Raw genomic sequence first — 18,996 nt, 5'->3', positions numbered from 1 at the left:
CATTCGCTCCTCTTTCAGCGGATGCGATAGAATTTGGAATCGAACGACCATTTGCCCTGGACGCCGGTCTCGTCGTCGCCGACGATCCTGAGGCTTCGGGCGAGGTCGTAGACATAGTTGAAGGCGGCGCGCTGGCCGACGAGCGGCGTCGGCACGTCTGGCAGGTCGAGCACTTCGATCGGCTTGTCGCTGAGGATGGCGACGACCATGCCGACGCCGGCCGGCCCCTCCACCACATATTCGAAGCCGATATAGGGATTGCGGGCATCGGGCACGACCACCGGCCGTGCCGGGTCGAGCCGGTTGTCGCCGCCCTTGGCCGTCGGTTTCAGGCCCATCGAGCGTTTGTTCGGATAGAGCTGCGTCAGCTTGCCCGCCGCGTCGATATCGACGAGGATGAGGTAGCCTGATTTCTTGGTGGAGACGCGCATCGCCACCTTGTCGCCGATGCTGACCGAGGTGCCGGGCAGCACGTCGACGGCAACACCCGCCTCGTTGTCGGTCTTCAGCGTGTTTTCGACGGCGGCGACCGGCGTCTTCGCCTCCTCGCCGGTGACGACGTCGCGGCCGAGCGCGTCCGGCAGGCCGTAGAATTGCGGCACCGGCGTGAAGCGGCAATCCCCAGGATGGGCCCGGCAATATTCGTCGGACTTGCGCCTGACATAATCGAGCAGGGCGGCGTTGCTAACGTTCGGCTTGTCGGAAGCGCGCGCCACCCCTTCCTGCACGCCTTCGATGAAGCGGCGGGTGAAGACGCCGAGCGGCGGTTTGGCCTCGGTATCGACCAGCGCCCATTGGCCTGCATTGACCGCCGACCAGACCATCGCCGTTTCGCCGCCGAAGGAGAATTTCGCCTCCTTGCCGGAGCGGTTCGGCGGCTGCAGCGACGCCAAAGCCGGGCCGAGGCAGCGCACCGTGCCGCCGGCGGGTGCGGCGACCGCGCTGCGGCTGCCGGGGCCGACATGGCAGGCATCGATCAGCAGCGTGACGCGGCGGTCCTTGAGGCTGTTCAGCCGGGCGGCGATTTCGGTCTCGCGGATCTGGTTGGTGACGGTCACCTTACCGCCGTCCCGCACCAGCTTGGCATCGGCGGCAACCAGCGTCGGGCTCGTCGTCGCCTCGGCGCCCATTTCCTCGGAGCCCTGGCCGCTGAAATAGAGAAAGACACGGCTGCCGGTCTGCGACTGGCGCACGAGCCAGTCGTCGATCTCGGCAAGGATCGCGGCGCGGCTAGCCTTGCGGTTGGTGAGGGTGTGGATCTGTTCGGGACGGTAGCCGACCGTCTTGACGAGGAAGAGCTGCATCGCCTTCACATCGTCGACCGAGCCCGTCAGCTTCGCCTCGCGCATCTCGTAATCGTCGATGCCGATCAGCAGCGCACGGTCGCCGGGAGAACGCACGGCCATCGGCAGCTCGGCGGCCGGCGCCTGAACCTCGGGCTGACTGCCGTCGGGCGAAGCGGCCGGTGGAGTCTCGGTCGTTCCCGCAGGCGCCTTCGAGCCGTCGGGCGGCGTGGTGATCGCAAGGTTGGCTTCGAGCTCTCCGGCCGGCGTCTGTTTTTGCGTCGTTCCGCCCGCCGGGTCGGTCGCTGCAGGCCGGCGCTTGGTGTCGATCGCCGCCACCTGGTCTCCGGCGGAAACCCCTGAGGTGTCGGGCGCGTTCGGCACGTCGCCGTCCGTCTTGGCGGCGATCCAGTCGCGGAAGGCGGCGACGCGGGTATAGACGCCGTAATGTTCGGCTTCGGCGCAGCCGGCGCCCCAGCTGACGATGCCGAGCTGAATCCAGCGCTTGTCGGGGCGCTGCGCGACCAGCGGCCCGCCGCTGTCACCCTGGCAGGCATCCTTGCCGCCCTCGGCATAGCCGGCGCAGACATTGCGCTCGTCGATCGGGTTCATGCGCATCGAGCTTTCCCGATAGGCGGCGCGGCAATCCTCGCGAGAGACGAGCGGCAGCTCGACCTCCTGCAGTTCGGTCGGCAGGTATTTGTCATCCCAGCCGTGATCGGCCTTGGTGTAACCCCAGCCGGTGACGACGGCGGTGTGGCCGGGGCTTTCGACGGCCTCGTCCGAAGCGGAGGCGAGGATTGCCGGCTTCGAGACGGCGGGTTCGGCAAGCTTGATGAGGGCGATGTCGTTGGCGAAGACCTTGCGGTCGAAATCCTCGTGGATGATCACGTCTTCGACGGACAGCCCCGGCTTGTCAGGCCCGTCGACCGAGATCACCTTGTCGACCTTCTGCTTTCCCTCGACGATCAGCAGGTCGCGGGCGAAGAGATCCTGCTTGCCGGAACGGCCGCTGGTGACGCAATGGGCGGCGGTCAGGATCCAGCGCGAGGAGATCAGCGAGCCACCGCAATGGCCTCCGAAGCGGCCGCGCTGCTCGGGATCGGGCGCCAGGATCTTCACCTGCCAGGGCCATTCGCCTTTCTTCGCCGCCTGGCCGCCGATCACCCGCCCGCCATCCTCGCCGGCAAAATCCGTGTCCTGCTGCGCCAGGGCAGGAGCGGCCAGAAGCAGGAGGACGGCCGCAATGTTGAGGACCCTGCTGATCGACGTGCTCATAGCCTGGCTCCGGCGGAGGTATAGAGGACCGTAAATCCGACGCGTGCGCCCTCGGGAAGAAGTTCGCCGAGGTGTCTGGCGATGTTGCCGGCGGTGCGGCGCCTGTCGTTCTGTTTCAGGAATTCGACCAGACCAGGCATCGGCTGATCGGAGCTGACGGCGACGAGCAGGTCGGTGCCGAAGGGGGCGACGACGGAAAGATCGAGATCGAAGGTTGCAGACATCTCGGCATCGGCTTCCCTGTCGCCGGGATAGAGGAACTGCACGGTGCCGTCGCCGGTGACGTCGAACAGCACGAGCTTGCGGCCGGCAAGATCGGACACCGTGACGCCGACGCGCTCGCCGTCGCGATGGACCTTGTCGGACGGTGTCACCCGCACGGCTTGCGGGTTGGTCTCCGACAGCCGCTTCAGCGTGTCGAGCGCCGCCATCCGGTCGACGACGAAGGGCATGTCGCCGGCGCCGACTTCGGAGGCGACGACATCGCCGCCGGCGATCGCCTCGCGCTTTTGCGGATCGAAGACGAGTTCGGCATGGGCGCCGTCCGTCAAGTTGAACGGCGTGACGGCCGGATCGATACCCTGCAGTACCGGCTCGGAACCGAGGGCGGCGACGGTGATCGGGGCAGGCTCGGGCGGCGGTGGCGGCACATTCGATTTCTGCGCTTCCGCCGGGGCTGTCGTGTCATAGGCATAGACGACGGCGTGGTCGAGATCCGCCCCGGGCGGGCTTTGCGTGAAGATGTTCTGGCGCTGGTCGGTGAACTGATAGACCGACTGGCGGACATATTCGAACAGCTCGCGGCGGGTCACAGTGCCATCGCCGTTGCGGTCGGCCGCGCCTTCGAAGGCGCGGGCGGTGGCATAACTCAGCGCCCCGCGCTTCTGGGCGATGCCGGGAATCGATATCTCCGGCGATTTGGTGTTGTCGTCGACGGCGGCGAGGAAGGTCAGCCGCTTGTAGTCGAAGCCGGTGGAGAGGGCATCTGTTGTCGTCGAGATCGGCGCGAGGTCATCCTCCTCGATCGTATAGGACGGCGCCTGGCGCCAGGTGATCTCGGCGCCGCGCGGATCGACGTTACGGGTCATGCCGCCGGCATGGCAGGTATCGGCGATGAACAGGACCTCGGCGCCTTTTTGCTCCAGCCTGTGGATCAGCACCTTGAATTCGTCGCCGAAGATGCGCTCGCGCGATCCCGGCAGCCTCGTATCGAAGCCGGCCAGCACATAGACTTCGTCGCGGCCGCTCGGTTTGGAGCCTTTGACGCGTTCCGGCTCGCTCGATCCGTGGCCGGCGATGCCGAGCACGACGAGATCGCCCTCGCCTGCCCTTTGCGTGACGGCGCCGATCGCATCGAAGATGCCCTGGCGGTCGGCTGCGCCGTTCTTCAAGAGCGTCATGTCCTCGACACCGAGCGAGCGCAGCGACAGGGAAAGATCCTCGGCATCGGCGACGGCGCCGTGCAGCGGCGGGACATTGCGATAGAGATCGATGCCGATCAGAACGGCTCTGACCGTGCCACGCTCGGGAGCCTCGATCGTCCTGGCGAGGCTATCCGTGCCCGCCAGGGCAAGAAGGGCGAGTGCGGCGGCCATGGGAGCGAATATGGACATGGCCGGTTCCCCCTCGCCCCCTCTATTCGCGGCGCCATTCGACGCGGCGGTTGAGCGCGTCGATATCGTCTTCGGTGAGGTTGGCGGTGGCGGTGACGTCCACCGGCTCGGAGGAGCCGCGGCCTTCGGCATCGATCGTGGCGTCGATGCCGTGGTTTTTCAGGAAATCGGCAACGGCCTGGGCGCGGCGCTCGGAAAGCTTCTGATTATAGTCGTCGCCGCCCTTGCGATCGGTATGGCCGATGAGGATGACGCGGCCGGGCTTCTGCTCCTTCAGCGCTTCCAGCAATTCCTGAGCGGCCTCGGTGCCGATCGAGGTGAAGGTCGATTTGTCGAAATCGAAGGTGATCGGCACCGGGATGGAGACCGGCACGATGCCGCGCACATTCTCCGAATAGATGCCGCCGAGCACGCCACTGCGGTGGTCTTTTTCGGCCGGCACGAAGCTGCCCTGCGGATTGTCGCTGGTGGGATTAGCGGCGAGGATGCGGGCCTGGGCGGCGCGCTGGATGAGATCGGAGATGGTCTCGGCCGGCGGCGCTTTCGGCGTGCGGGTCTCGTTCTTGATGATCTCGATCGCCTGCTGGTAATCGGCGGCGGCATCGGCGAAGCGGCGGGCGGAGAAATAGATCTCGCCAAGCGTGGCGGAGGCCTGCCAGAGCACCTGCGGGCTGTCGGCGGCGACGAGCAGCGGTTCATACTCGGTGACCGGCTTGTCGGCCGCCATCATCTCCTGGGCGGCGGCGAGCCTGAGGGCTGCGACGCGGCGCTGGGCGTTCACCTGGAACTGGCCGCAATCGGCGCTGACGGCAATGGCATCGGCCTCGGAAGCGGCAGCGGTGATGTCCTTGGCGGCAACGGCGGTGTTCAGCTTGTCGAGCAGGGCGTTGCAGGCCGGCGTATCGGCATTGGCCACCTCGATCTCCTCGCCGGTCTGGCCGGGTTCGGCCGAACGGCCGAAGCTCAGCGGCGGCATCTTGATGCTGAAGCCGCCGGGAAGCTTGAATTGCGGCATCTTGATCTGCGGCATCGGCAGTTTCGGCATCTTGGTCTGGGCAGACTGGGACGGCTGCTTATAGGGCTGCTGATATTGGCTCGGTTGTTTATATTGGCTGGGGCGTGTGGATGATGTGGTGTCGGCGGGGCCGATCAGCTGCAGCTCGTCGGCAGCCAGCTCCTGGCCGGGCGCCAGATTGGTGACGATCTTGTATTTCTTCGGCGGCTGCGTCGTCGCCTGTTCGACCGGTTTCGGCGCCGGCTTCGGCTTTTCGATCACCTCGGGCTTCTTGGCGACCTCGGGTTTGACGACCGGCTTCGGCTTCGGGGCGGCCGGCGGTTTCGGCGCAACGGGCGGCTTTGCCGCCTGTTCGACCGGGGCGGGTTTTGCGGCGGGAACGGCGGCGACGGGCGGAACGACGGAAGGCGGCAGGGCCGCCGTGCTGTCGACGGTGGTCAGAGTCAGCGTTTTGCTGCTGATCTTGGTGCCGAGGCTGCGGGCTTCCTCGAGGCTGCGGGAAACGGCGTCCATGCCGCCGTCGATCGAGCGGAACATGCCGCTGCCGCTGCCGCCGAGATCGGCGAAGATCGTCAGCGGCTTGGAGGAATAGAAGACCTTGATCTGCTCCTGCCCGACCGGGCCCGAAACCTGCAGCCTGGCGCCGCTGGCCGGATCCGGCACCTGCACGCGCTTGCCGGCGGCGACGAGGGCATCGGTCTGGTATTTGTTCGGAAAGAGCTTGGTGACGGAGCCGTTCGGCGAGACGTTCAGCACCGTGACATAAGCGTTCTCGCTCGACTGGATGAAAAGGCCGACGACTTCGCCGACGGCGTATCTCGCCTCGGCGCGATCGAAGGTGATGCTGACCGGTCCGCTCTGAGCCGGCGCTTCCGTCAGCGTGCGTTCGTTCTGCGCCCCGACCTCGGGGATCGGCGAAAAAAGCGAAAGACATGTGGCTGCGGCTAGGATGGCTTTGCGGCTGAGCATCGGAACCTCCCCCTTCAAACAATCTCACACTGTGCTGAAGATGAGAATAGCACTGACCGGTGAAATTGGGATGGTCTTGCCTGTCTTGCTTGAGGGAGGGTTACAAATTATTTGGAGCCGGAAAGATTGAGCCAACGCGAGACGCGACAAGACTCGCGGCCGAAAATATCCGGCGTCCATTTATATTCGGACCGGACCAGGGAATGACGGTTAGTTCTTCGGCTTCTGGCCGGCGGATTTCAGAATCGAGATCAGGTCGCTCATTCCCTCCGGCGAGGAATTGTAGAGCCAGAGAATATCCGGATTGTCCGATGTGAATTCCTTGCCGGAGCCCGAGCCCATGTCGCGGCCGGGCGATGTCGTCTGCGGCAGCTTGCCTTGGCCCGGCGTCAGCCCCTCGGCGCGTTCATGGTCGGCGATGACAGCAACGGCGGCGGCAAAGGCCTTTTCATCATGCTGGCGCAGCGTCGCAAGCGCGGGGTTTCGCGCCGCAAGCGCATCCTCGACCGGCCCGGCAAACCCGAGCCCGGGCATCCCAAGCGCCAGAGCCAAGCCGATCGACAAGCTTATGAGCCGTGATTTTTTCATCGTCGTCACATCCGTCCGAGGGGCGCCATCGCGCGACTAAACCGACAATAGGGAGAGACCGGATGGAAGGCAACGGCGCTCGGCGCCAATCGATTGGGAGGGTGGAAATCGGCTGGAGAGACGTCAGAGTATCTTCAGCTGCTGCAGGCCGAGGCGGAGATTGCGCAGCATTTCGCCGAAGATTTCCTCGATCCTGCCGGTCGACCAGACCACCATCGTGCCATAGGGCGAGCGCTTGCGCTGCATGAAGCCGGCCGTCTCGAAATCGATCAGCGTCTTGCGGCAGGTCTCACTCGACATGACGGCGACCAGGAAACGGGCGAGATTGGACTGATCGATGGCGCCTGATTTTTCCGCCCAGTTCTGGATCAGCCGCGGCTTGGTATCGGCGGTGAACATCGAAGCCAGCGCCCGGTCCTGCGAAAGCCCGAGGCGCTGCAGCTTGGCCGGATCGCGGGTGAGCGACACGACGTAATCATTGTGCAGATCGGCGAAGCGCTCGACATCTTCAGCCGTGTTGATGCCGAAGACTTTCATCGAATAGAGAAACTCGGCCATCAGATAGGTCGGTTCGGAGCGCAACTGCGCCAGATGTTTCTCATCCTTGCTGGCCGAGGCGGCGCAGACGCGATCGGAAAACCCGATCCTTGCCGCGCGCACCTGCTCCAACAGGCTGACATCGAGCGCCAGTTCGTCACCGTTCCAGTCCAGCATAGGCTTCCCTGCCACTAAAACTTCAAGACGATGAAGTTGTACTATCGCCGACGCCGATCTCCAAATCGTTTGGAAAGCAACGCCTTGCTGACGAGCCGCTTCTATCCTAACATTTTAAGGACTTGACGGTCATAAGGGGATGATGCCGAAAAACGTGAACGGTTTTCGGACGAGATCATTCTCTCACTCTTTAATTGTGAACAGGCTTCAGATTGGGGCCCGCATGGCCCAAGATGATCCTGTTCCGGGGTTCACGGCAATGCGCAGTTTCAGCTCGCATATTCTGATGGCCGCGGCGATCGCAATCGCCTGGCCTGTCCTCGCAAAAGACACTCTCATGCTCGAGCTGCCGAGCGGCGACGGCGCCCGTTCGGTCGGCATCATTTCCCCCAATGAGGAGGTCGAGGCCTCCGGGCCGGCGGCGATCACCGTCGGCGACGACGGCACCGTCTACATCCTCGACCAGAACAACGGCCGCGTACTCGCCGTCGACGGCGAACGCTCGCAGGCCGATCCCGAGATCCTGCCGCTGCCGGAGAATACGGCGCCGGAGGATCTCGCCGTCGTCCACAACGAGCTCTACCTCTGGTCCGATGGCATCGTGCCGCTCGAGCGCGCCACCGGCGCCGATGGCCGCTCGCAGACCCTGCGCGCCATCGACGGCGGCGATGCCGACGACTACACCCGCTCGGTCTTCGCCTCGATGGGCTCGGTGCCGCCCGGCCCGCTGAACAGCATTGTCGACGAGATCGGCCGCAGCACCAGCCGGCCGCAAGCCCGCCCGCCGGTCGTTCAATACGTGCCGAGCCGCGGGCTCGGCGATATCGTTGCCGAAGTCTCGGCGGCAAACGACAAGGCGGAGATCCTGCTGCGGCGCGCGAGCTCGGAGGAGAATTTCCTCTCGCTTCAGCTCACTGGGGAAAACCGCATCGGCACCGTCGAACTTCTCGACATCGACACCACAGGCAGGCCCTACGCGCTGGTCGAGCTCGTGCCCGCCGACCGGCCGGAACGGACGGGCATGCTGGTGGTGCGCTTCACGCCGAACGGCGTGCTGGAGCGCGTCTATGATCTGCCGATCGAAGCCGGCACCGTCTTCTCAAGGCGCTTCGTGGCGATCGGCCCACGCGGCGACGTGCTTTTCCTTCGCTCGCAGGAGAGACGGGCGCAGGTGCTGAAACTCGAGGGGCGCGAGCCCGGCCGCAGGCTCGCCGTCGCCAGGCCGGCCAAGCCATCGATTGCGGCCAAACCCGGAAAGCTGCCGAAGGTGGCGATCCTGCCGAAATCGCGCGGCGACGTCATCGAGCGGGCGATCGGCTTCGAGACGTTGAACTGGCTGGTGACGCCGGCGGCCTATGGCAAGGATCCGGGGCCGGCTTGCGTCAACATGAACCGCCTGCGCCGGCCATTCTACCTGATCGGCAAACGCGGCCAGACGGTGAAGGGCGTGCCCTATTGCTGGGGCTGCAAGACGCCGCTCGAGGATTTTACCAATGGCGTCATCGACGGCCAGACGGCCGGCAACGTCTGCACCAAGAGCGCGCCGCAAACCAATATTCTCGGCGTCGACTGCTCCGGCTTCGTCAGCGAAGCCTGGGGGCTGAAGATGCATGTCTCGACGCGGGCGATCCCTGGTATCACCAGGCGGCTTGCCGATCCGTGGTCGCTGCAGCCGGGCGACGCGCTGAACCGGCCGGGGTCGCATGTCATGCTGTTCATGCGCTTCACCGACGACCGCAAGGTGGAGGTGATGGAGGCGACGCCCAATGCCTGCAAGGGCCGCGTCTGCCGCAACACCTATTCTCTCGGTAGCCTGCTGCTGCGCGGCTACCAGCCGGTGCGCTTCAAGGGGCTGGATGGCTGAACGGCCGGGTGGCTGCAGGGCGCAGTATTACGGCTGGACGCAAACAAACGTTGCGTCCAGCACGGGCGTTTGGATAAGATTGCCAACGGTTACAGCACGAGTTCCGGAAGTCCGATCAAAGGCTGCGTCTTTGCAGCGTCGACCGAAAGCGCCGCGACGGCAGCGGCTGCCGCTGGCGAAGCCAGCGAAAGGTCATCCGGTATCGAGATCATTCTGATATCGAGCTCGGCATAGTCCACGGTGTAGTATCCGGTTGCATCCTGAGACAGGACATCCGGCCTGATCAGCAGCAGGTCTTGCGCCATCGTACCGACAAAGAGCGGCCCGCCCCAGATGTAACGGAATGCATAGATCGGGATGCCGGCAGGGGACGTGCCGAGGCGACGAATATCCGTCTTCAGACGGCGATCCGAATTCCACCCGCCGGTGGGACCGCCCCCAGGATCGCTGCCGCCGGAGTCACTCCCGGAACTACCACTGTCGGAGCCGCCGCCCATTCCGGATGAGCTGCTTGAGCCGCCGGAACCCTTGTCCGATCGAGCAAAAGTCGACTCCTGGTCATTGCTTTTTGCGACGACCCTTTTCACGGTCGGCGTCTTTTTGCGGGTCGGCTGCGCCGGCTCCTGATTGGCGAAGAGCGTCTTGCCGCCGGGGTCGAAGATGCAGCCCTGCAGTATGGCTCCCGAGCCGGCGATGAAGGTCGAGCAGAGGAGTACACGAATGAAGACTTTGCTGGTCATGTCAGGCGCCCCCGGGATCACCGTTTAAAAAAGATCATATCGCGGATTTCGCTTTGCCCACGTCGCCTTCGCAAGAAGCGTCAGCCTCTCGTTCAGCGACTTCGTCTTCGGCAGAGCCTTCAGTTCCTGCGCAGTCAATTCCGCCGAAAACGACTCTGCGGCCTTCTTTTTGGCAGGCTCGGCCAAGGATGCGAGTTCCTTGTCCGACTGCTTTTTGGGATCGCCGGTTCCGGGCCTGTTGAGTGCGCTTGCAAGCGCGAAATAGTGAGCAGCGATCACGAGGTTTTCCGCATCCGAACCGTCGCTCTTGGCCATCTTGGCCCGTTCGAACGCGCTCCAATAGTCGCCGCGCTCGGCGCCCATTTCCAGCCAGGAGAGGGCTGCAGCCTCGTCCTTAGGCACCCCTTGACCGTCTCTGTACATAAGGCCGATGTTGCGCGGGGCATAAGGCTGGCCGCCATCCGCTGCCTTTTTGAAAAGCTCCAGCGCCTTCTCAAGGTCCTGCGGCACGCCTTTGCCGGCGCGATAAATCATCCCGAGGCTGTTCATCGAATAGATGTCGTCTCTTTTGAGGCCCGACTCGTAAAAGCGAATGCCGCGTTCCATGTCGGCCGGGATGTTGACGCCGTTCGAGAAGATGTAGCCAAGTTCGTTCATTGCATAGGTGTGGCCGAGGTCGGCTGCCTGGAGCATAAGCTTCAGGCCTTCCTCGGTGTCGGCTTTCACACCGCGGCCATAAAACAGGCTTTTGCCATAGGCATAGAGCGCGTAGGGATCGCCCTTCTTCGCGCCGATCGCGGCGATCTCGCTCGATTTGGCGAGATTTGCCGGGACGGACGCTCCGACGAGATAGAGCGAGGCGAGTTCGGAAATCGCCCTGACATGGCCGGCATCCATCGCCTTCTTGATCGTTGCAAAGGCCGTCTTGGCGTCGCGGTTGGCAAGCTGGGCGCGACCGAGCTGATAAACGAAGCGGGCAACGCCGGGATAGGTCTTCACCGCATCCTCGCAGGCGGGCAGCGCGACGGCAGGATCGATTTCATTCGGCAGCTTGCCGGCGGTCACGCCCTGCAGGTCGAGGGGAGCGGCAGCTATGCTATCACAGTCATCAAGCGTCGGTTTAAAGGTGACGGTAGCGGGCTGCAGGTCGTCGTTGGCGGCCTGCAGCGTCAGGGCGAAAGGCTGGTTTTCGGTGCCGATCTGCGGCTCGTAGGACAGCGCCGGAATATCGGCTGCCTCAAGCACGTGGCCGGGCCCGATCACCCGGTCGCCGGCGCGCAGCGTGCCCTTGTCGGGCAGGGCTGCGACCTTGAAGGTCATCTCCGCGGCCGATGCAGGGACTTCAGGCAGATGGGCTTTGACGGGACCGACGCCGATCGTCGTGTCGATGTCGCTCGGCAGCGATTTCAGATAGGCGCCGGCATCGGCAAGCCGCGCCTGCTTTTGCTGTTCGAGCTGGGCGAGCTTGGCGCCGGCATCGGCCGAGACGGTGATGGCGACGACGCCCTGCGTCGCCTGGCCATAGGGATCGCTCACGGAATAACCGATCAGGCCGACCGTTCCGGCGGCAACGCCCGATGAATCATAGCTCAGCGCCGTCAGTGCTGCGGCCGGCAGCTTGGCGCCCTGCTCCACCGGCTTGCCGTCGAAACTGAGCTTGCCGGTCTGGGGAAGCTGGTTCAGCGTGACGAGCAGCGCCGCGCCGGTTTCGTCATGCGGCGGGGCGATCGGCAGCCTGGTCGCGGCAGCCCCCTCCGGTACACTCACCTGCTGCATCGGTTCGACGCTCGGCGGCGGCGGGGCCGGGATGAAATAGAAGCTGTCCATCAGCGAGGAGTTTTCCCAGGGGACCTGCTTGCCATTGGTCATGGCGATCACGTCGCGGCGCACATCGGTCAGGACCTGGCGGATTTCCTTGTTCGGCTCGCTGGCGCGCTTGATGAAGGATTCGGAATAGGGGCTCAGCGCCCCCTCGCCATCGAGCGCCACCTGGCCCGGCTCGGTCGAGAAGGCAATCAGGCTGCCGAGATCACTGTCGATCCGCGCCAGCCCGCGCGTCGCGCCGACCGGTTCCAGCTTTTCCGCCATCCAGAATTTCTGCGCATTGAACGGGTTGTTGCGGCAGGCATCGAGAAAGATCAGCTGCACGCGCGAATTCTGCTTGAGATGGTTCAGGATGAGGTCGAGCGGCATGGTCTGCGTCTCGACGTCATAGGGCGTTTCCAGCGTGGCATCGACCGGCACGAGGAAATTCTGTCCGCCGACCTGGATGCCGTGGCCGGAATAATAGATGAGGCCGGCCTCTGCATTATGGGCTGACCGCAGGAAGCTGCGCACCGTATTCTCGAGGCCGATGCGGTCGACGTTGATGCCGATCGTCACGTCGAAACCGGCCCTGCGCAGCGTGTTCGCGACTTCCTGGACGTCGTTTGCAGGATTGGGCAATGAGGGCAGCGTCTTATAGACGGAATTGCCGACGATCAATGCAACCCGCCGGCCATCCTGATCCCCGGATGCGGAGACAGCGGGTCGTTCAAGCCCGAGAAAGACCAATGCTGTCAGGAAGATCAGCAGTATAGCCGCAAGGCGGTTCGTTCCGTGAAACTCGGGCATAGCTCCACCGCAGATAATACTGGTTGGACGATTTATTGACCGGCCGAATAAAAATATTCTCCTGACTGTAAAAAAGCAAGTTTGGTCACTTCCAAGGCAATTGGAGGGCTCCCAAAAAATGTATCGGCGAGCGTCAACCCATAGTAATCTGAACCATTACCGAGGCTTATACGAATGCAGGACTACCCGCTAACTGTTGCGGGGTGATCGAGGGCTGCCTCGCCGGGCCCGCTTGGCCGCGTGATAACTATCGGGATTTCATGCTCGCCGATCACCGAGGCCTGCTGCTTCGTTTGTGCGTTCATCGCCATCACCAGCGCCCGCACCCCGCGACGTTATGGCAGAGACAGCGGCACACTCACTGAAAAAAGTTTTTGTAAAAAAAATTTCTCACAGAAACTTTTCTCGTTATCTGGAGAACGGCTCTTCAATCCAATTAATCCAACTCATTTATGGGTTTGCGCGTCCTGATCGCTGGAAGCCCTGAAATAAAAGCCTGGCCCGCTCGCATTTTTCTTACAACGCGATTTGGAAGGGGTTTCTCCCTCTTGAAATATTTATTGCAAAGCTCGGCCATTGCGCTCTTAATTGAAAAAAAGGAACCATATGAATGCTCACAAGGTCCGAACGCGCATCCGCGCCATTTTCGCCTGAAGCCCTGCTCGACGGGTTTCAGCCCAGCTTCGAATTCGAGCCGGTCAATCCCTTGCCGGAAGAGGAATTCGCGGAACGTCTGCGCCATGTCAGGCGCGAGGCCACCATGGCCGGCCATGACCTCATCCTCGCCCATGCCGATTCCATCGGTTCCTATCGCGTGTCGAATTCCTATCTGCGCTACATCTGCGACTGGATGCGCGAAGGCGTGCTCGTCATTCCGACGGACGAGGATCAGCCGATGGCGCTGTTCTCCTTCTTCAGCAGCTCCGTCCTGCTGCCGCCGGCCGGCGAACCGGTGCTCGTCGACGATATCTGGCAGATCGGCACCTGGGGGCGCGAAACCTATAATCGCCCCGGCCGCACCGTCGATCGGGTTGTCGAAGCGGTTGCCGCGCATCTGGAGGGACGGGGATTTGCCTGCAGCCAGATCGGCCTTTTCGGAGACGCCACGTCCTCACCTTATTGGGACGGCCTGAAGGCCAGCCTGCCGCGCAGCCACTTCGTTGCCGATGCGGGCATCATCGAGCGGATGCAGCGGCGGCGCAGCAAGCGCGAGCAGGCGATCGTGCGCGCAGCGGCGCAACTGGCCGATATCGGCATCCAGGCCGCCTATCACGTCACCCGCCCGGGCGTGACCGATCACCAGATCTATGCCGCCTTCACCTATGCCCAGATGGCGCGCGGCGGCGAGTGGGGCGACGGCTATCAGATAGGGGTCAATCGTTTCGGCACCCATTGCGGCAAGCCCTATGGCCATGTCGTCAGCCCCGGCGACCTCGTCAATCTCTATATCTCGAGCGTCAGCTATCACGGTTACTCCGCACAGATCGCCCGGATGATCGCCGTCGGCGAGATCACCGACGAGCAGGAGGAAGTCCTGCAAATGTGCGTCGAAGGCGTCGAGGCGGCGGCGGCGCGCGTGCGCCCGGGCGTGCTGGTCTCCGAAGTCGCCAACGCATCCTTCGAGCCCTATATCCGCCGTGGATACCTGAAATCGGCCGACAGTCGAACGATGCCTTATAACTGGCAATCGAATGAGGACGGATCGCCCCGCCAGATCCCGCGCAGCTACGTGGCTGACGCCGATTGGGAACGGCAGGGGCGGCGGCTGATGCATGTCTATCCCGCGACCAAAGGGCCGCACAATCCCAATGTCGGCCATTCCGTCTCGATGGCCAAATTCAAGCCCTACAACATCGCCTCCAACAATCATGACCGGCTGGAGGAGGGCATGACCTTCGTCCTGCATTCGCAGTGGCTCGATCCGCTGGTGGCGGGCTGCAATGTCGGCGACTGCTATCTCGTCACCGACGACGGCTGCGAGAATTTGAGCTGCAACACGCCGCTCGCGCCACACCGCGTCAAGGCCTGATCCAAGAACAACGAAACGTCGACAAAACAAACAAAAGAGGTGAACGAAAATGAATAGAATTTCCCTGCTCTCCGGCGCCTGCGCCGTCATCATGGCATTGGCCGCGGCAGCACCTGCCATGGCGCAAGACAAGGTGAACCTCGTCGTCTCGAACTCCCAATGGCTCGACGCCCTGCGCGGCGAAGCACTGTGGAAGGCGGTCAAGAATTACGAAAAACATGCACCCAACGTGCAGCTCGAATCCCTCGGCATTCCGTCGAAAGATTATGGCGATCGGCTGATGACCGAGTTCGGCGCCGGCCAAGGGCCTGACGTCGCGATCATTCAGGAAGGCGTCTTCTTCGCGCTGGCCGATGCCGGCCTTCTCGTCGACGTCGGCTCCGCCACGGAAGGCGTCACGCTCAACGCCACCGCGAAGAACGGCATTGTCGACGGGGTGACACTCGGCGTTCCCTGGCAGCGGGCGGCCTACGCACTGATCTATAACGGCAAGCTGACCGAAGCCGCCGGCGCCGCCGTGCCGAAAACCGTCGAAGAGCTCATCGAAAACGCCAAGACCGTTCAGGACAAGACCGGCGCGATCGGCTTCACGGCGCGTCACCAGATCAACGACTTTTCCGGCTTCTACATGGATTTCCAGAGCTGGGCCTATGGCTATGGCGTCAACTGGGTGAATGACAAGGGCAAACTGACGATCAACACGCCCGAAGCGGTCAAGGCCGTGGCCGAGTTCAAGAAGATGTATGACGCAAAGATCATCCCTGTCGGTGACGACATGCCGACCCAGCGCACGCGCTTCAAGGAAGGCCGCGTCGGCTTCAGCATCGACAACTCAGGCGGAACGCTGAACATCGGCTCCGGCGGCACGATCAAGAGCACCGACATGCACGCTGCCCCCCTGCCCTTCCCCAATCCGGGCGCCCATCAGCAGATCTATGTCGTCGTCAACGCCAACAGCAAACATCCCGACGAAGCCAAGGACTTCCTGAAATGGCTGATGAGCCCGGAAGGCCAGGCCGATCTGCGCAAGGCGTCTGGCCCGGACATGCTGGCAACCGACGTGCCGCTGACCGAAGAGTTCGTCGCCGCCAATCCCTGGGCTCCGGTCTTCGCCGAAATCGCACAGAAGTCGCGCTCGGTGCTCATTCCCGGCTACGAGGTCGAGACGACGCAGATCATGCGCCCCGTCATGGAAGCCGTCGAGGAAGTTTTGATCAAGGGCACCGATCCTGCCGCGGCGCTGGCAAAGGCTCAGGAGAAAGTCGACGGCATGTTCTGACGAACGAGCCGCTGCTCAACAAGGAAATGAGCCATGACTGACCAAACCCTGCTGGAGCGGCCCCTGGCCGTTCCAGCATACTCCACCGGAAAAACCACGGCCCGCAGGCGGCTGAACGGACTTCTGCCCTACGCCTTCGTCATCCCGCCGGCCCTCTATCTGCTGGTGTTCATGTTCTGGCCGCTCGGCAAGCAGATCTATCTGAGCCTGACCCGCACGCGGCTCGCCAACCCGAACCGCAGCACCTTCATCGGATTGGGGAATTACGAAAGACTGCTCGACAATCCCGATTTCTACACGACGCTGCAGATCACCCTGATCTATTCCGTCATGGCCGTGGTGATCGGCGTCGCCGTCGGTCTCGTCGCAGCGCTTGCGCTGAACCGCCCATTTCCCGGGCGCACTCTGGTGCGCGGCATCCTGCTATTCGGCTGGGCGGTTCCCAATGTCGCCGCAGCGCTCGTGTGGCTGTGGATCTTCAACGAGCGCTCGGGCATCCTCAACACGATCGTCACCGGTCTCGGCCTCGAACGGATCTCCTGGCTGACCAGCACCGAGATAGCCCTGCCCTCGATCCTGCTCGTGACGGTGTGGCAGGTCGCGCCTTTCGTCATGCTGGTGATGCTGGCTGCCCTTCAATCCGTTCCGGAAGAGGTGAAAGAGGCGGCGGTCGTCGACGGCGCCGACAAGCTCAACGTTTTCAAGTCGGTGACGCTGCCGCACATCCTGCCGACATTGCAGCTCGTATCCCTGCTCGTCATGGTCTGGTCGATCCGCCGCTTCGACATCATCTACCTGCTGACGGGGGGCGGCCCGGTCGGCAGCACCAGCACCCTGATCGTCAAGCTGCGGCAGGTCGCCTTCGAGAACCATGACCTCGGCCTCTCCAGTACCTACGGCGTGGTCGGCCTGATCCTGGCGCTCTCTGTCGCCGCGATCCATGCGCTCTTCAATCACCGCCGCCAGAAAATGAGTTCGCGATGAGCAATTTCCATCAAATCCCGACCCGCCTGCTGCATATCCTGCTCGTGCTGGTGCTCACGGTCTTCGGCGGCTTTCCGATCTACTGGATGGCGACAACGGCGTTGTCGCTGAATTCCGAGCTCTATAACAGCGGCCAGGTGCCATGGCCGCAGCTTGCCAACCTGCCTGATATGATCGCCGAACTCGCCCAGCTGCCGCTGATGCGCTGGCTGATGAATACCAGCATCGTTGCCGTGGGAACCACCCTCCTCAGCCTGGTGCTCGGCGCCCTTGCCGGCTATTCCCTCAGCCGCTTCAAGTTCCACGGCAAGAGCATCCTGGGCTTCCTGATGTTCATGACACAAGTGGTCCCCGAGGCGCTGATCCTGGTGCCGCTCTATGCGATGTTCATCACGCTCGGCCTTCTCAACAGCCTGTTCGGGCTGGTGCTCGCCAATGTCGGCTTCTCGCTGCCTGTGGCTGCCTTCATCATCAAGGGCGCCATCGACGCCGTTCCCTACGAGATCGAGGAATCGGCCGTCATCGACAATTGCCCGCGCATCAGCGTGCTGACGATGATCATCCTGCCGATCATCGCGCCTTCGATGGCGGCGGCCGCGGTGATTTCCTTCTTTGCCGGCTGGAACGAATATCTCTTCGCCGCCACCTTCCTGATGGACAGAGACCTCTGGCCGGCCAGCGTCGGGCTCGCATCCTTCGTCGGCCAGTACGAGACGCCGCTTTCGGCAGTCATGGCGGCGGCCTTGATCTTCAGCCTTCCGGCCGTCGTCTTCTTCCTTCTCATTCAACGCAAGATCGTCGCCGGCATCACCGCCGGTGCAGTGAAGGGATAATCCCCATGCCTCAGATCACCATGAAAGGCGTCAGCAAGAATTTCGGCGACGTCACCGTCATTCCCCGGTTCGACGCCTCGATCGATGACGGCGAATTCCTCGTCCTCCTCGGTCCCTCGGGTTGCGGCAAGTCCACCCTGCTGCGCATGATCGCCGGATTGACCGACATCAGCGCGGGAACCCTCAGTTTCGACGGTGAGGACGTCAACGACTGGACGCCCAGCCGGCGCGGCGTCGCCTTCGTGTTCCAGTCCTATGCGCTTTATCCGCATATGACGGTGCGCGAAAACATCGCCTTTCCGCTGCTGATGGATGCGTTCCGCAAATGGCATCACATCCCGCTCCTCAGCAGCATCATGCGCTGGAAGCTGATGCGCCGCCCCGATATCGTCGAGCGCACCAACCAGATCGCCGAACAGCTGGAACTCGCGCCCTTGATGAACCGGCGCCCTGCGAGCCTCTCCGGCGGCCAGCGCCAGCGCGTCGCGCTCGCCCGTTCGCTGGTGCGCAATCCATCGCTCTATCTCCTCGACGAACCGCTCTCCAATCTCGACGCCAAGCTGCGCACGCAGATGCGATCGGAAATATCCACCCTGCATCAGCGCGTGCGCAAGACCTTCGTCTACGTCACCCATGACCAAGTCGAGGCCATGACGATGGCGACGAAGATCATCGTGATGAACCGCGGCGAGATCCAGCAGATCGGCACGCCCGATGAGATCTACGAGCATCCGGCGAACACCTTCGTCGCCCGCTTCGTCGGCGCGCCTCCGATGAACCTTCTTCCCGTTTGGCGGCAAGGGCAGCAATTGACGCTCGAGGCCGGCGCGGCCTTCACGCATCCCGGCGAACTGCCGGCTGAAAAGGAACTGATCCTCGGCCTGCGGCCCGAGCGGCTGAGGCTTCAATCGGCGGAGCAGCCAGGCATTCCCGTCGAGGTGAGCCTTGTGGAAAAACTCGGCGCCGAAGTCATCCTCGGATGCCGTATCGTCCATCCCGGCGACAGGCAATCTGGCGCGCTCCTGCGGCAGGACCTCGTCTTCGTGCGTATCTCGGGCAATCCGCATATCGCGATCGGCACGAGGGCTTCGCTCGGATACGACGCGGCTGACGTCAACTGGTATTCGCCACAGACCGGCAAGGCGCTGCATTCGGCTCCTGCTCCCCTGCTCTCCTGCAGCGCCTGAGGAGCCG

Annotated in this window: 13 protein-coding genes; 6 read left to right on the top strand and 7 right to left on the bottom strand. The window is 63.2% G+C overall.

Annotation, left to right across the window (positions count from 1 at the left end; genetic code table 11):
• Positions 1-14: 14 nt before the first annotated feature.
• The 5 genes from AMK00_RS25370 to AMK00_RS25350 form a co-directional block, all read right to left on the bottom strand.
• A complete protein-coding gene (locus tag AMK00_RS25370; protein WP_064808243.1) occupies positions 15-2,561 on the bottom strand; it encodes a trypsin-like serine protease in 2,547 nt (848 codons plus the stop codon).
• A complete protein-coding gene (locus AMK00_RS25365; protein WP_064808241.1) occupies positions 2,558-4,174 on the bottom strand; it encodes a caspase family protein in 1,617 nt (538 codons plus the stop codon). Before AMK00_RS25365 ends, AMK00_RS25370 begins: the two co-directional genes overlap by 4 nt.
• A gap of 22 nt (positions 4,175-4,196) precedes the next feature.
• Complete coding sequence (locus tag AMK00_RS25360) at positions 4,197-6,158, bottom strand: DUF4384 domain-containing protein (RefSeq protein ID WP_064808239.1); 1,962 nt, start codon at positions 6,156-6,158, stop codon at positions 4,197-4,199.
• Between the two features lie 210 nt (positions 6,159-6,368).
• The gene (locus AMK00_RS25355; RefSeq protein WP_064812108.1) at positions 6,369-6,746 is read right to left on the bottom strand and encodes a hypothetical protein; all 378 of its coding nucleotides are present in this window, start codon (positions 6,744-6,746) and stop codon (positions 6,369-6,371) included.
• 123 nt (positions 6,747-6,869) lie between these two features.
• Positions 6,870-7,460, bottom strand: a complete 591-nt coding sequence (locus tag AMK00_RS25350) for a hypothetical protein (RefSeq protein ID WP_064812107.1) — start codon at positions 7,458-7,460, stop codon at positions 6,870-6,872.
• Between the two features lie 259 nt (positions 7,461-7,719).
• Here AMK00_RS25350 and AMK00_RS25345 point away from each other — a divergent pair, with 259 nt between their 5' ends.
• Complete coding sequence (locus tag AMK00_RS25345) at positions 7,720-9,324, top strand: hypothetical protein (RefSeq protein WP_064812317.1); 1,605 nt, start codon at positions 7,720-7,722, stop codon at positions 9,322-9,324.
• 89 nt (positions 9,325-9,413) lie between these two features.
• Here AMK00_RS25345 and AMK00_RS25340 read toward each other — a convergent pair whose 3' ends face one another.
• Positions 9,414-10,064 carry a tail fiber domain-containing protein gene (locus AMK00_RS25340; protein ID WP_064812106.1) on the bottom strand — a complete coding sequence of 217 codons (651 nt, stop codon included), beginning with the start codon at positions 10,062-10,064 and terminating at the stop codon, positions 9,414-9,416.
• A gap of 24 nt (positions 10,065-10,088) precedes the next feature.
• Positions 10,089-12,677 carry a caspase family protein gene (locus AMK00_RS25335; protein WP_064812105.1) on the bottom strand — a complete coding sequence of 863 codons (2,589 nt, stop codon included), beginning with the start codon at positions 12,675-12,677 and terminating at the stop codon, positions 10,089-10,091.
• A gap of 610 nt (positions 12,678-13,287) precedes the next feature.
• On the opposite strand from AMK00_RS25335, the gene AMK00_RS25330 reads away from it, so the two are divergent.
• From AMK00_RS25330 to AMK00_RS25310, 5 genes are read left to right on the top strand one after another with little or no spacing between them, the layout of a single operon-like run.
• A complete protein-coding gene (locus AMK00_RS25330) occupies positions 13,288-14,706 on the top strand; it encodes a M24 family metallopeptidase (RefSeq protein ID WP_064812104.1) in 1,419 nt (472 codons plus the stop codon).
• Positions 14,707-14,755: 49 nt separating this feature from the next.
• Positions 14,756-15,985, top strand: a complete 1,230-nt coding sequence (locus AMK00_RS25325) for an ABC transporter substrate-binding protein (RefSeq protein ID WP_064812103.1) — start codon at positions 14,756-14,758, stop codon at positions 15,983-15,985.
• Positions 15,986-16,018: 33 nt separating this feature from the next.
• Positions 16,019-16,969 (top strand): carbohydrate ABC transporter permease, encoded by a 951-nt coding sequence (locus AMK00_RS25320; protein ID WP_082240384.1) that lies wholly within the window; start codon positions 16,019-16,021, stop codon positions 16,967-16,969.
• Positions 16,966-17,802 (top strand): carbohydrate ABC transporter permease, encoded by an 837-nt coding sequence (locus AMK00_RS25315; RefSeq protein ID WP_064808224.1) that lies wholly within the window; start codon positions 16,966-16,968, stop codon positions 17,800-17,802. The genes AMK00_RS25320 and AMK00_RS25315 overlap by 4 nt, the downstream gene beginning before the upstream one ends.
• 5 nt (positions 17,803-17,807) lie before the next feature.
• Positions 17,808-18,989: an ABC transporter ATP-binding protein gene (locus AMK00_RS25310; RefSeq protein WP_064812102.1), complete on the top strand. Its 1,182-nt coding sequence runs from the start codon at positions 17,808-17,810 to the stop codon at positions 18,987-18,989.
• Positions 18,990-18,996: the final 7 nt, after the last annotated feature.

Origin of the sequence: Rhizobium sp. N621, assembly GCF_001664325.1 — a bacterium.
Taxonomy (GTDB): Bacteria; Pseudomonadota; Alphaproteobacteria; order Rhizobiales; family Rhizobiaceae; genus Rhizobium; species Rhizobium esperanzae.
This window is presented reverse-complemented; position numbering and strand designations above follow the sequence as displayed.